The sequence below is a fragment of the Pantoea sp. ICBG 1758 genome, assembly GCF_002928325.1.
GTDB classification, from domain to species: domain Bacteria; phylum Pseudomonadota; class Gammaproteobacteria; order Enterobacterales; family Enterobacteriaceae; genus Pantoea; species Pantoea eucrina.
This window is the reverse complement of sequence record NZ_POWL01000001.1, coordinates 240,703-253,789: the sequence shown is the minus strand read 5'-3', so window position 1 is coordinate 253,789 and position 13,087 is coordinate 240,703. Positions and strand designations below refer to the sequence as shown.

Annotated in this window: 13 protein-coding genes; 12 read left to right on the top strand and 1 reads right to left on the bottom strand. The window is 56.0% G+C overall.

What is annotated here, in order from left to right; translation table 11 throughout:
* Positions 1-195: 195 nt before the first annotated feature.
* The 4 genes from C1Y41_RS01280 to C1Y41_RS01265 all read left to right on the top strand — a co-directional run bounded on the left by C1Y41_RS01280 (position 196) and on the right by C1Y41_RS01265 (position 3,393).
* Complete coding sequence (locus C1Y41_RS01280) at positions 196-1,089, top strand: glutamate/aspartate ABC transporter substrate-binding protein (RefSeq protein ID WP_104084662.1); 894 nt, start codon at positions 196-198, stop codon at positions 1,087-1,089.
* Between the two features lie 160 nt (positions 1,090-1,249).
* Entirely contained in the window at positions 1,250-1,990 is a 741-nt protein-coding gene (locus tag C1Y41_RS01275) for an amino acid ABC transporter permease (RefSeq protein WP_104084661.1), read from the top strand.
* A complete protein-coding gene (gene gltK / locus C1Y41_RS01270; protein ID WP_039383151.1) occupies positions 1,990-2,667 on the top strand; it encodes a glutamate/aspartate ABC transporter permease GltK in 678 nt (225 codons plus the stop codon). Before C1Y41_RS01275 ends, gltK begins: the two co-directional genes overlap by 1 nt.
* Positions 2,668-3,393, top strand: a complete 726-nt coding sequence (locus C1Y41_RS01265; protein ID WP_039383149.1) for an amino acid ABC transporter ATP-binding protein — start codon at positions 2,668-2,670, stop codon at positions 3,391-3,393.
* A gap of 58 nt (positions 3,394-3,451) precedes the next feature.
* On the opposite strand, the gene C1Y41_RS01260 is transcribed toward C1Y41_RS01265, so the two are convergent.
* Positions 3,452-3,934, bottom strand: coding sequence for a zinc ribbon-containing protein (locus C1Y41_RS01260; protein ID WP_039383147.1), 483 nt, complete (start codon positions 3,932-3,934; stop codon positions 3,452-3,454).
* Between the two features lie 301 nt (positions 3,935-4,235).
* Here C1Y41_RS01260 and leuS point away from each other — a divergent pair, with 301 nt between their 5' ends.
* From leuS to mrdB, 8 genes are all read left to right on the top strand, one after another.
* Positions 4,236-6,818 (top strand): leucine--tRNA ligase, encoded by a 2,583-nt coding sequence (leuS, locus tag C1Y41_RS01255; RefSeq protein WP_071668981.1) that lies wholly within the window; start codon positions 4,236-4,238, stop codon positions 6,816-6,818.
* 14 nt (positions 6,819-6,832) lie between these two features.
* Positions 6,833-7,432: an LPS assembly lipoprotein LptE gene (gene lptE, locus C1Y41_RS01250; protein ID WP_039383142.1), complete on the top strand. Its 600-nt coding sequence runs from the start codon at positions 6,833-6,835 to the stop codon at positions 7,430-7,432.
* A complete protein-coding gene (gene holA / locus C1Y41_RS01245; protein ID WP_039383140.1) occupies positions 7,429-8,460 on the top strand; it encodes a DNA polymerase III subunit delta in 1,032 nt (343 codons plus the stop codon). The genes lptE and holA overlap by 4 nt, the downstream gene beginning before the upstream one ends.
* The gene (gene nadD / locus C1Y41_RS01240; protein WP_094111645.1) at positions 8,453-9,121 is read left to right on the top strand and encodes a nicotinate-nucleotide adenylyltransferase; all 669 of its coding nucleotides are present in this window, start codon (positions 8,453-8,455) and stop codon (positions 9,119-9,121) included. Before holA ends, nadD begins: the two co-directional genes overlap by 8 nt.
* Before the next feature lie 111 nt (positions 9,122-9,232).
* Entirely contained in the window at positions 9,233-9,550 is a 318-nt protein-coding gene (gene rsfS / locus C1Y41_RS01235; RefSeq protein ID WP_071668979.1) for a ribosome silencing factor, read from the top strand.
* A 3-nt stretch (positions 9,551-9,553) separates the two neighbouring features.
* Positions 9,554-10,024 carry a 23S rRNA (pseudouridine(1915)-N(3))-methyltransferase RlmH gene (gene rlmH, locus C1Y41_RS01230; RefSeq protein ID WP_071668978.1) on the top strand — a complete coding sequence of 157 codons (471 nt, stop codon included), beginning with the start codon at positions 9,554-9,556 and terminating at the stop codon, positions 10,022-10,024.
* Positions 10,025-10,057: 33 nt separating this feature from the next.
* Positions 10,058-11,962 (top strand): peptidoglycan DD-transpeptidase MrdA, encoded by a 1,905-nt coding sequence (gene mrdA, locus C1Y41_RS01225; protein ID WP_071668977.1) that lies wholly within the window; start codon positions 10,058-10,060, stop codon positions 11,960-11,962.
* Positions 11,963-11,970: 8 nt separating this feature from the next.
* Positions 11,971-13,083: a peptidoglycan glycosyltransferase MrdB gene (mrdB, locus tag C1Y41_RS01220; RefSeq protein WP_039385756.1), complete on the top strand. Its 1,113-nt coding sequence runs from the start codon at positions 11,971-11,973 to the stop codon at positions 13,081-13,083.
* Positions 13,084-13,087 lie beyond the last annotated feature (4 nt).

Sequence of the window (13,087 nt, the reverse complement as noted above, 5' to 3'; positions counted from 1 at the left end):
TTGCCTTGTAATGGTGCGGAGCGGCTCGCAAAAAACAAACTTTTTTGTTTCATTGCGTTAACATTTCGCTATGTTAGTCCCCTATCCTGCGCGCAGTTGCGCTAAAGGATTATTAAAAAAGCAGCAGGACACAGACATAACATCACGCTCTGCGCAGTTTTATTCTGCGCGACATTCACACGAAGGAGTTGGAACATGCAAATGCGCAAAGTGGCCTTATCACTTCTGCTGTTGGGAGCAGCAGCGGGCGCGGCTCAGGCAGAAGATTTCACCGGCACGCTGAAAAAGATTAACGACAGCGGCGTTATTGTCGTCGGCCATCGTGAGTCATCCGTTCCCTTTTCTTATTATGACAACCAGCAAAAAGTCGTCGGCTATTCGCAGGACTACTCCAGCGCCATTGTGGCAGCGATCAAAGCCAAACTGAATAAACCCGATCTGCAGATCAAGATGCTGCCAATTACCTCGCAGAACCGTATTCCTCTGCTGCAGAACGGCACTTACGATTTTGAATGTGGTTCCACGACAAACAACGTTGAGCGTCAGCAGCAGGCGGCCTTCTCTGACACCATCTTCATCATCGGCACCCGTTTACTGGTGAAAAAAGGCGGTGACATTAAAGATTTCACCGATCTGAAAGGCAAAACGGTTGTGGTCACCTCCGGTACCACCTCTGAAATTCTGCTGCGCAAGCTGAATGATGAGAAAAAGCTCGATATGCGCATTATCAGCGCTAAAGATCATGGCGATTCGTTCCGCACGCTGGAAACCGGACGTGCCGTCGCCTTTATGATGGATGATGCCCTGCTGGCCGGTGAGCGCGCCAAGGCGAAAAAGCCTGATAACTGGGAGATTACGGGTACCGCGCAATCTAAAGAGGCTTACGGCTGCATGCTGCGTAAAGACGATCCACAGTTCAAACAGCTGCTGGATGAAACCATTGCTAAGGCACAGACCTCCGGTGAAGCGACCAAATGGTTTGATAAATGGTTTAAACAGCCTATTCCGCCAAAAAACCTCAATCTGAATTTTGAACTCTCCTCCGATATGCAGGCCCTGTTTAAATCACCTAACGACAAGGCGCTGTAACGTAACAACGATAACAAGGGCGGCCAGGCTGCCCTCCTGATTGCTGAACATGCGGTACGGACAGACAGACTGCTGCGGGTCGTTCCCCTGCGGCAGGAAAAAAGAGACCGCTCAACAATCTTATGGGTAGCCTGGCTACCCTTTTTTACCGGAGCTCGTTATGGGTATCGACTGGAACTGGGGCATCTTTTTACAGCAGGCTCCGTTCGGCAATACGACCTACCTTGGCTGGCTGTGGTCCGGATTTCAGGTGACCGTCGCGGTCTCCTGCTGCGCCTGGATTATCGCCTTCCTGGTGGGATCGCTGTTTGGCATTCTGCGTACCGTACCGAATCGCCTGCTGGCTGCGATTGGCACCTGCTATGTAGAGCTGTTTCGTAATATCCCGCTGATTGTGCAGTTTTTCTTCTGGTATCTGGTGGCGCCGGAACTGGTTGGTGAGAAGCTCGGCATGTGGTTTAAGGCGGAGCTTGATCCAAACATTCAGTTCTTCCTCTCCTCCATGATCTGTCTCGGACTTTTTACCGCAGCGCGCGTCTGCGAGCAGGTGCGGGCGGCGATTCAGTCGCTGCCGCGCGGACAGAAAAATGCCGGACTGGCTATGGGGCTGACGCTGCCACAAACCTATCGTTATGTGCTGCTGCCTAACGCCTACCGGGTGATTGTGCCGCCGATGACCTCGGAAATACTGAACCTGGTCAAGAACTCCGCCATCGCCTCCACGATTGGCCTGGTCGACCTGGCTGCCCAGGCGGGCAAGCTGCTCGACTACTCGGCGCACGCCTATGAGTCCTTTACTGCGATTACGCTCGCCTATGTCGGCATCAATCTGGTGATTATGCTGGTCATGGGTCTGGTAGAACGCAAAATTCGCCTGCCCGGCAACCTGGGAGGGAAATAATGTACGATTTTGACTGGAGCTCTATTCCGCCCAGCCTGCCCTACCTGCTTAATGGCATGGTGATTACGCTTAAAATTACCGCCGTCGCGGTGGTGTTCGGCATTATCTGGGGCACCATTCTGGCCGTTATGCGCCTCTCAACGTTTGCCCCGGTACGCTGGTTTGCAAAACTCTACGTCAACCTGTTCCGTTCAGTCCCTTTGGTGATGGTACTGCTGTGGTTCTATCTGGTTGTGCCGAGTTTTCTGCAGCAGGTGCTGGGCCTGTCGCCGCAGACGGATATTCGTCTTATCTCTGCCATGGTGGCCTTTGCGCTGTTTGAGGCTGCTTATTATTCGGAGATTATTCGCGCCGGTATCCAGAGCATCTCTCGCGGGCAATCAAATGCCGCACTGGCGCTCGGCATGACGCAGTGGCAATCAATGAAGCTGATTATTCTGCCGCAGGCGTTTCGCGCCATGGTGCCGCTGCTGCTTACTCAGGGCATTGTGCTGTTCCAGGATACCTCACTGGTCTATGTACTGAGCCTGGCTGATTTTTTCCGCACCGCCTCTACCATTGGCGAGCGCGATGGTACCCAGGTAGAAATGGTTCTGTTTGCCGGTCTGGTCTATTTCGCGATCAGCCTGAGCGCGTCGTTGCTGGTTAGCTATCTGAAAAGAAAAAGGACAGTTTAAATGATTAGCCTGAAAAATGTTTCTAAGTGGTATGGGCACTTTCAGGTGCTGACCGACTGCTCAACCGAGGTAAAAAAAGGAGAAGTGGTAGTGGTCTGCGGGCCCTCGGGCTCGGGCAAATCCACGCTGATTAAAACCGTCAACGGACTGGAGCCGGTTCAGCAGGGCAGCATTCAGGTCAACGGCACTGAAGTGAACAATAAAAAGACTAATCTGGCCAAACTGCGCAGTCAGGTCGGCATGGTGTTTCAGCACTTTGAGCTGTTTCCTCATCTGAGCATTATCGATAACCTGGTGCTGGCGCAGGTAAAAGTACTGAAGCGCGATAAAACGGCGGCGCGAGATAAAGGACAAGCCCTGCTGAAGCGCGTGGGGCTCTCTGCCCACGCGGAGAAGTTTCCGGGGCAGCTTTCAGGAGGCCAGCAACAGCGTGTGGCCATCGCCCGTGCGCTCTGCATGGACCCGATCGCCATGCTGTTTGATGAGCCCACCTCCGCGCTCGATCCGGAGATGATCAATGAAGTGCTGGATGTCATGGTTGAACTGGCAAACGAAGGCATGACGATGATGGTGGTGACGCACGAAATGGGCTTTGCGCGTAAGGTGGCTAATCGCGTTATCTTTATGGATGAAGGAAAAATTGTCGAAGATACCCGCAAAGATGACTTCTTTAATAATCCGCAGTCCGGGCGCGCGAAAGAGTTCCTGGCAAAAATTTTGCACTAACCGCTGAACCATGCGCGCCGCCTGCACACACGCAGCGGCGCGCTGTTAACGCAATCTGTCAGGGTTCAAACGGCTGGCGCTGAAACTGATCGTGATTGCACTCAGGGCAGCGCGTCAGGCTTTCAGGTGTATAGATAGCGCGCGTAAAGCCGCAGTTTTCGCACACCAGATTACCCAGCCCCACCACCTCACCGCTCTGATAAACGCCGTGATGATGCAGGTCTTTAAACACCTCACGCCACTCCAGCTGACTCTTATCTGTGATATCCGCCAGCTCTTTCCACAGGCTCTCACGGATCACACGTAAAAAGACCGAATCTTCCAGCGCGCTCTCCGCTTCGGGATAGCTGCGGGAGAATTCGTAAAGATCGCGTCGCACCGCCCGCATTACTTCATCCACTTCAGAAGATGAGAGACTCTCGTCGGTCAGCAGATCCTGACGCGCTTCCGCGACCAGCGCGTCGATATCGCGTTCACCGTGCTCCAGTCGCTGGGTTAACGTTGCTACCGTGGTTCGATACGCCTGCGCCACGTTATTCATTTTATTCTCCTTTCTGCTGTGAGGGCTGCTGTAAGTTTAGCCGCTTTATCGCAAAAGCTCTGACGGTCATCGCGGAAATTGCAAAAGCGCGGAAGCCGCAACGCATTCCGCAGAAAAGCGGCGGAGAGGGACGGTGAAATGTTGTTGAGGGCGGGGCTTATGGGTATGCTATGCGGATCATAAGTAGACAAACCCGGCCTGTCCGATGCGGCGGTCAAGCCATCAGGCGACGATGTCAGCGGCTCTGCTGCTGCAATAGGCGGTCCGGGAAAACGATTTTTACTAAGGATCACAGGCAGCCATGCAAGAGCAATACCGCCCGGAAGAGATAGAATCCCGCGTCCAGCAGCACTGGGACGAAAATGAAACCTTCAAAGTCACCGAGCAGGAAGGCAAAGAGAAATATTACTGCCTGTCGATGCTGCCCTATCCTTCTGGCCGCCTGCACATGGGCCACGTGCGTAACTACACCATTGGCGATGTTATTGCCCGCTATCAGCGCATGCTGGGCAAAAACGTCCTGCAGCCGATTGGCTGGGACGCTTTCGGTCTGCCCGCTGAAGGCGCTGCGGTAAAAAATAATACTGCGCCGGCGCCATGGACCTACGACAACATCAACTACATGAAGAACCAGCTGAAGCTGCTGGGCTTTGGCTACGACTGGAGCCGTGAACTGGCAACCTGTCAGCCAGAGTACTATCGCTGGGAACAGTGGTTCTTCACCAAACTTTACGAAAAAGGCCTGGTGTACAAAAAGACCTCGGCGGTGAACTGGTGCCCGAACGATCAGACCGTGCTGGCTAATGAGCAGGTAATCGATGGCTGCTGCTGGCGCTGCGACACCAAAGTTGAGCGCAAAGAGATCCCGCAGTGGTTTATCAAAATCACCGACTACGCTGAAGAACTGCTTAACGACCTCGACAAGCTGGATGAGTGGCCGGAGCAGGTTAAAACCATGCAGCGCAACTGGATTGGCCGTTCAGAAGGGGTTGAAATCACCTTTGACGTTGCGCACAGCGACGAAAAGGTCACGGTTTACACCACCCGTCCCGATACCTTTATGGGCGCGACCTACGTCGCCGTGGCGGCGGGTCATCCGCTGGCGCGACAGGCTGCCGCAGGCAATCCGGTGCTGGCCGATTTCATTGCCGAGTGCAGTACGACTAAAGTCGCAGAAGCGGATATGGCCACGATGGAGAAAAAAGGCATGGCGACCGGCCTGTCTGCTATCCATCCGCTGACCGGTGAAGCCATTCCGGTATGGGTCGCGAACTTTGTACTGATGGAATATGGCACCGGTGCGGTGATGGCGGTACCTGGTCATGACCAGCGCGACTGGGAGTTTGCGACTAAATATGGCCTGAACATCAAGCCTGTTATCCGCAACCTCGATGGCACAGAACCCGATCTGAGCAGCGGTGCCATGACCGAAAAAGGCACGCTGTTTAATTCCGGTGAGTTTGACGGTCTGGATCACCAGGCGGGCTTTAACGCAATCGCCGACGCGCTGACGGCAAAAGGCGTTGGCGTACGCAAAGTTAACTACCGTCTGCGCGACTGGGGCGTTTCGCGTCAGCGCTACTGGGGTGCACCTATTCCGATGGTCACGCTGGAAGATGGCACGGTCGTCCCTGCGCCAGAAGATCAGCTGCCGGTTATCCTGCCGGAAGATGTGGTCATGGATGGTATCACCAGCCCGATCAAAGCGGACCCGGAGTGGGCTAAAACTACCGTGAATGGTCAGCCAGCACTGCGCGAAACTGATACCTTTGACACCTTTATGGAATCTTCCTGGTACTACGCGCGCTATACCTGCGCTAACTACAACGAAGGCATGCTGGATCCGGCGGCGGCCAACTACTGGCTGCCGGTAGACCAGTACGTAGGCGGTATCGAACACGCCATCATGCACCTGATGTACTTCCGCTTCTATCACAAGCTGCTGCGTGACGCGGGCCTGGTTAACTCCGATGAGCCAGCAAAACGCCTGCTGTGTCAGGGCATGGTGCTGGCGGACGCGTTCTACTATGTTGGCGTTAACGGCGAGCGCAACTGGGTCTCTCCGGTTGATGTTACCGTTGAGCGCGATGATAAAGGACGTATTACCAAAGCAGTGGACAATCAGGGCCGCGACGTTATCTACGCCGGCATGAGCAAAATGTCGAAGTCGAAAAACAACGGCATCGATCCACAGCTGATGGTTGAGCGTTACGGCGCCGATACCGTACGCCTGTTTATGATGTTTGCATCGCCGGCAGATATGACCCTGGAGTGGCAGGAGTCTGGTGTGGAAGGCGCTAACCGCTTCCTGAAACGCGTCTGGAAACTGGCTTACGATCACGTAGCGAAAGGCGCAACTGTCGCGCTGGATGTCAGCGCACTGAATGATGAACAGAAAGCGCTGCGTCGCGATCTGCATAAAACCATTGCGAAAGTCGCAGATGACATTGGTCGTCGCCAGACCTTTAACACCGCTATCGCTGCTATCATGGAGCTGATGAACAAGCTGCTGCGCGCGCCGCAGGAGAGCGAACAGGATCGCGCACTGATGCAGGAAGCGCTGGTCGCCGTTACGCGCCTGCTCTATCCGTTCACGCCGCACGCCAGCTATGTCCTGTGGCAGGCGCTGGGTGGCGAAGGCAGCATTGATAATGCGCCGTGGCCGGTAGCGGATGAAGCCGCAATGGTCGACGATTCAATGCTGGTTGTCGTTCAGGTTAACGGTAAAGTACGCGGTAAAGTCACCGTGGCAGCAGATGCCACTCAGGAGCAGGTGCAGGCGCGAGCCGCACAGGAGCCACTGGTGGCAAAATATCTGGACGGCGTCACCCTGCGAAAAGTGATTTATGTCCCTGGCAAACTGCTTAACCTGGTCGTGGGTTAAGTTCAGGAGGAACTGTGCGACAACTAGTTATCAGGCTGTTTGTCCTGTTTGCGGTGCTGGTCACCGCAGGCTGTGGATTTCATCCGCGCGGCACCACTCAGGTGCCACCGGAGATGAAAACGCTGATTGTACAGAGTGGCGATCCTTACGGCCCGCTGGCGCGCACCGTGCGTCAGCAGCTGCGCATCAACGATGTAAACATCATTGAGGACAGCAAAGAGGCCAGCGCAACCTACCCGACGCTGCGTCTGGGAGGCGTGCGGCAGGCGCGTGACACGGCTTCAGTGTTTATCAGCGGTACCACGGCAGAATATTCGCTGGTGATGACGCTGACCGCACAGGTCGTGCTGCCCGGCAAAGGGATTTACCCTATCAGCACCACGGTCTACCGCTCGTTCTTCGACAACCCTAACGCCGCACTGGCAAAGGATGCGGAACAGGATATGATCCTGCAGGAGATGCGTCAGCGTGGAGCAGAGCAGCTGGTGCGTAAACTGCTGACGGTCCATGCCGCGCAGCTCAATAATAAAGAGACGCTGCCGGAGCCGGAGATCATCGCCCCGGGTTCTGATTCACCGGAAGTGCCCTCCTCTTCCGCCACCAGTCTGCAATGATCAGGATTTATCCTGAGCAACTGCGCGCGCAGCTTCGTGAGGGGCTGCGCGCCTGCTATTTTCTCGCCGGTAATGAACCCCTGCTGATCCAGGAGAGTGCGGATGCTATCCGCGCTGCTGCCGGCAGTCAGGGATTTGAAGAGCACTTTTCGGTCACGCTGGATGCCCAGACTGACTGGCAGGCGCTTTTTGCCAGCTGTCAGGCGCTGAGCCTGTTCACCCTGCGCCAGACGCTGACGCTGACGCTGCCGGAAAACGGCCCGAATGCTGCGATGGCTGAGCAGCTGGTTACCCTCTCTGCCCTGCTGCATAGCGATATCCTGCTGGTGCTGCGTATGACAAAGCTGACCAAAGCGCAGGAAAACAGCGCCTGGTACAAAGCGCTGAGTCCGCAGGCGGTGCTGGTGCCGTGTCAGACGCCGGAACAGGCACAGCTGCCGCGCTGGGTCGCCGCGCGGGCCAAAGCGATGCAGCTCAGCGTCGATGAGGCAGCGGTTCAGCTGCTGTGCTACTGCTATGAAGGCAATCTGCTGGCACTGGCTCAGGCGCTGGAGCGGCTGTCGCTGCTCTGGCCTGACGGCAAACTGACGCTGCCGCGCGTGGAAGCCGCAGTCAATGATGCGGCCCATTTTACGCCATTTCACTGGGTGGATGCGCTGCTGGCGGGGAAAGGCAAGCGGGCGCTGCATATCCTGCATCAGCTGCAGAAAGAGGAGAGCGAACCGGTGATCCTGCTGCGCACCCTGCAGCGCGATCTGCTGACGCTGCTGCATCTGCAGCGCAATCAGGCTAAGCAGCCTCTGCGCACGCTGATGGATCAGCAGCGCATCTGGCAAAACCGGCGCGCGCTCTTCACCGGGGCGCTGCAGCGGCTGGACGCCGAACGACTGCATCAGGCGGTACACCTGCTGGCTGAGCTGGAGCTCACCATGAAGCAGGATTATGGCCAGAACCTCTGGCCGCAGCTGGAAACGCTCTCGCTGCTGCTCTGTCAGCGTCACTTTCCGTCAGGATTACATTATGTCTGAACTCTGCGCCCTGTTTGGCGGCACGTTTGATCCGGTGCATTATGGTCATCTGCGTCCGGCAGAGGCGCTGGCGCAGCAGGTCGGACTGAAAAAAGTCACGCTGATGCCCAACAATGTTCCCCCCCACCGGCCACAGCCGGAAGCGAGTGCCGCACAGCGGGTGGCGATGCTGCAGTGTGCGATTGCCGACCGGCCGCTGTTTGATATCGACACGCGCGAACTGCAGCGTCAGACCCCCTCCTGGACAGTGACTACGCTGGAAGCACTGCGCCAGGAGCGCGGCCCGCGGCAGCCGCTGGGCTTTATCATCGGTCAGGATTCGCTGCTGTCGCTGCATAAATGGCATCGCTGGCAGGAACTGCTGTCACTCTCCCATCTGCTGGTTTGCAAACGGCCGGGCTATGCGACGGAAATGGGTTCGCCTGAGATGCAGCGGTGGCTGGAGCAGCATCAGACGCAGGACAGTGCGGCGCTGCATCAGGCACCGGCAGGCCATATCTGGCTGGCGGAGACGCCGCTTTATGCGATTTCTGCCACCGAGATCCGCCAGCGGCGCCATCAGGGAGAATCCTGCAGCACGCTGCTGCCGCCAGCGGTGATCGACTATATCGATCGCGCTGGCCTCTATCTGGATGCTCCGCCCGCCGGCGCGGGTAAATAACCCGGATATATATCTCCTCCGGTTGTAGCATGCTATACTGCGCCGCTTAATTTTTGGCTGCATTTCCGGGCATTCAGCCAGCCCGCATTACCTGTTTTTAAGGGGAACCTTTTGCAAGGCAAAGCACTCCAAGAGTTCGTTATTGATAAGATTGATGATCTGAAAGGCCAGGATATCATTGCGATTGATGTCCAGGGCAAATCCAGCATCACCGATTACATGATCATCTGCACCGGCACCTCAACCCGCCACGTCTCCGCTATTGCCGATCACGTTATGCAGGAGTCCCGCGTAGCTGGTCTGACTCCGCTGGGCGTGGAAGGTAAAGCAGCGGCAGACTGGGTTGTCGTCGATCTCGGTGACGTCATTGTGCATGTAATGCAGGAAGAGAGCCGTCAGCTTTATGAGCTGGAAAAGCTCTGGAGCTAAGCAGTGAAACTGCAACTTGTAGCCGTTGGCACCAAAATGCCCGACTGGGTTCAGACCGGTTTTATGGAGTATCTGCGGCGCTTTCCGAAAGATATGCCGTTTGAGCTGACTGAAGTTCCGGCCGGGAAACGCGGCAAAAACGCTGACATCAAACGCATTCTGGAAAAAGAAGGTGAAGCGATGCTGGCGGCAACAGGCAAAGGCAATCGTATTGTCACGCTCGACATTCCCGGACAGCCGTGGGAGACCCCGCAGCTGGCGCAGCAGCTGGAGCGCTGGAAGCTGGATGGTCGTGATGTCAGCCTGCTGATTGGTGGTCCTGAAGGCCTGGCTCCGGCGTGTAAAGCCGCTGCTGAACAGAGCTGGTCGCTGTCGGCGCTGACGCTGCCTCATCCGCTGGTACGCGTGCTGGTTGCTGAGAGCCTATACCGCGCCTGGAGTATCACCACGAATCACCCTTATCATCGTGAATAAACGCCCGACAACCTCCAGATAAAAACGCAGCGGATGAAACTACAGAGCAACGCTTTTCGCGATTACACTGCCGAACAAAAACTGTTTGTCCGCCGCGCCCTTGTGGCGTTCATCGGCATTCTGCTGCTCTCCTGCGTGCTGGTTTTCAACCTCTATCATCTGCAGATCCTGCGCTTTGATGATTACAGCACCCGCTCGAATGAAAACCGTATCAAGCTGGTGCCGGTCGCCCCGAGTCGCGGCATCATCTACGATCGCAACGGCGTTCCGCTGGCGCTGAACCGCACGATTTACCAGGCTGAACTGGTGCCGGAAAAAGTTGACGACCTTAAGCAGACGCTGCAGGCGCTGCGACCAGTGCTGGATCTGACTGACGACGATATCGACGCTTTTGAAAAAGAGCGCAAGCGCTCGCGTCGCTTTACCTCTATTCCGGTAAAAACCGGCCTGAATGAAGTACAGGTCGCACGTTTTGCCGTGAATCAATACCGCTTTCCCGGCGTGGAAGTTAAAGGCTACCAGCGCCGCTATTATCCTTATGGTCAGACGCTGACCCACGTTGTGGGATACGTATCGAAAATCAACGATCGTGACGTAAAACGCCTTGATGAAGAGGGCAAGTGGCCTAACTATGCCGCCACGCATGATATTGGCAAGCTCGGTATCGAAAACTACTACGAAGATGTGCTGCATGGCAAAACCGGCTATGAAGAGGTTGAGGTCAATAACCGCGGACGCGTGATACGCCAGCTGCATGAGCAATCCCCGCAGGCGGGCCGCGATATCTGGCTGACCGTTGACCTGCGGCTGCAGCAGTACATTGAAACGCTGCTGACCGGCAGCCGGGCGGCGGTAGTCGTCAGCGATCCGCGCACCGGTGAGATCCTGGCGCTGGTCTCCACGCCAAGCTACGACCCCAACCTGTTTGTCGATGGGATCTCCAGTAAAGATTACAAGGCGCTGCTCAGTGATGAAAACCGGCCGCTCTATAACCGTGCGCTGCAGGCTGCCTATCCGCCCGCCTCAACGGTAAAACCTTACGTAGCGGTATCAGCGCTGAGCGCGGGGGTCATTAACCGTAATACCAGCCTGTTTGATCCTGGCTGGTGGCAGCTGCCCGGTTCTGAAAAGCGTTATCGCGACTGGAAAAAGTGGGGCCACGGCCGTCTTAACGTGACCAAATCGCTGGAAGAGTCAGCCGATACGTTCTTCTATCAGGTCGCCTACGATATGGGCATCGATCGCCTCTCCGAGTGGATGACTAAATTTGGCTATGGTCATCGCACCGGTATTGACCTGCCGCAGGAGAGCGCCGGTAACATGCCGACGCGCGACTGGAAAATGAAGCGTTTTAAAAAGCCCTGGTATCAGGGTGACACCATTCCGGTCGGCATCGGACAGGGTTACTGGACCGCTACGCCGGTACAGATGAACAAAGCGATGATGATCCTGATTAATGACGGCGTGATCAAAGTGCCGCATCTGCTGCGCGCTACGCGTGAGGGCAGCGCCATGGTGCCTTATCGTCAGCCGCCTGATGCGCCGATTGGCGATATTCACTCCGGGTACTGGGAAATTGCCAAAGATGGCATGTATGGCGTCGCCAACCGGCCTAACGGGACTGCGCACAAAAGCTTTGCTGATGCGCCCTATAAGATTGCTGCCAAATCAGGTACCGCCCAGGTATTTGGTCTGAAAGAGAATGAGACCTATAACGCGCATAAAATTGCCGAGCGCCTGCGCGATCACAAACTTATGACCGCGTTTGCGCCGTACGACAAACCGCGGGTGGCCGTGACCATCATTCTGGAGAACGGTGGTGCCGGCCCGGCGGTGGGAACCGTGATGCGCCAGATCCTCGATCACATAATGCTGGGTGACAATAATACGGTGCTGCCTGAAGCCGCCCCGACGCCGCCCGGCTACGAAGGTGAATAATCATGTCGATGAACGATAGTCCGCAGAAAAGGACGATCTGGACGCGTATCCATATCGACCCGCTGTTTATGTTAATTATTCTCGCGCTGCTGACCTACAGCGCCATTGTGATCTGGAGCGCCAGCGGGCAGGATCCGGGCATGATGGAGCGTAAGCTGGGTCAGATTGCCATGGGCACGGTGATTATGCTGGTCATGGCGCAGGTTCCGCCGCGCGTTTATGAGAGCTGGGCGCCCTATCTCTATATTGTCTGCGTGATTTTGCTGATAGCCGTTGACGCCTTTGGTCATATCAGTAAAGGCGCACAGCGCTGGCTGGATCTTGGATTCGTCCGCTTTCAGCCGTCAGAGATCGCCAAAATTGCCGTGCCGCTGATGGTTGCGCGCTTTATTAACCGCGACGTCTGTCCGCCCACGCTGAAAAATACCGGCATCGCGCTGGTGCTGATCTTTATGCCCACGCTGCTGGTGGCCGCACAGCCCGACCTCGGCACCTCTATTCTGATCGCCGCTTCCGGCCTGTTTGTGCTCTTCCTGTCCGGTATGAGCTGGAAACTGATTGGCGTTGCGGTGCTGCTGGTTGCGGCCTTTATTCCGGTGCTGTGGTTTTTCCTGATGCATGACTACCAGCGCGATCGCGTGATGATGCTGCTCGATCCCGAAAGCGACCCGCTCGGCGCGGGGTATCACATTATTCAGTCCAAAATAGCTATCGGCTCAGGCGGGCTGCGCGGTAAAGGCTGGCTGCACGGCACGCAGTCACAGCTGGAGTTTCTGCCGGAGCGCCATACCGACTTTATCTTTGCCGTGCTGGCAGAGGAGCTGGGCCTGGTCGGCGTGCTGCTGCTGCTGCTGCTCTATCTGCTGCTGATTATGCGCGGCCTGATCATCGCCGCACGGGCGCAAACCACGTTTGGTCGCGTGATGTCAGGCGGATTAATGCTGATTCTGTTTGTTTATGTTTTCGTTAATATCGGCATGGTAAGTGGTATCTTACCGGTGGTTGGCGTACCGCTGCCGCTGGTCAGTTACGGCGGTTCGGCGCTGATCGTATTAATGGCGGGGTTCGGCATTGTCATGTCGATCCATACTCATCGAAAAATGTTGTCTAAAAGCGTTTAAGAGG

What these genes read in the sequence shown, in the direction of transcription:
- C1Y41_RS01280 (WP_104084662.1), top strand. Translation starts at nt 196, where the DNA reads ATGCAAATGCGCAAAGTGGCCTTATCACTTCTGCTGTTGGGAGCAGCA.
- C1Y41_RS01275 (WP_104084661.1), top strand. Translation starts at nt 1,250, where the DNA reads ATGGGTATCGACTGGAACTGGGGCATCTTTTTACAGCAGGCTCCGTTC.
- gltK (WP_039383151.1), top strand. Translation starts at nt 1,990, where the DNA reads ATGTACGATTTTGACTGGAGCTCTATTCCGCCCAGCCTGCCCTACCTG.
- C1Y41_RS01265 (WP_039383149.1), top strand. Translation starts at nt 2,668, where the DNA reads ATGATTAGCCTGAAAAATGTTTCTAAGTGGTATGGGCACTTTCAGGTG.
- C1Y41_RS01260 (WP_039383147.1), bottom strand. Translation starts at nt 3,934, where the DNA reads ATGAATAACGTGGCGCAGGCGTATCGAACCACGGTAGCAACGTTAACC.
- leuS (WP_071668981.1), top strand. Translation starts at nt 4,236, where the DNA reads ATGCAAGAGCAATACCGCCCGGAAGAGATAGAATCCCGCGTCCAGCAG.
- holA (WP_039383140.1), top strand. Translation starts at nt 7,429, where the DNA reads ATGATCAGGATTTATCCTGAGCAACTGCGCGCGCAGCTTCGTGAGGGG.
- nadD (WP_094111645.1), top strand. Translation starts at nt 8,453, where the DNA reads ATGTCTGAACTCTGCGCCCTGTTTGGCGGCACGTTTGATCCGGTGCAT.
- mrdA (WP_071668977.1), top strand. Translation starts at nt 10,058, where the DNA reads ATGAAACTACAGAGCAACGCTTTTCGCGATTACACTGCCGAACAAAAA.
- mrdB (WP_039385756.1), top strand. Translation starts at nt 11,971, where the DNA reads ATGAACGATAGTCCGCAGAAAAGGACGATCTGGACGCGTATCCATATC.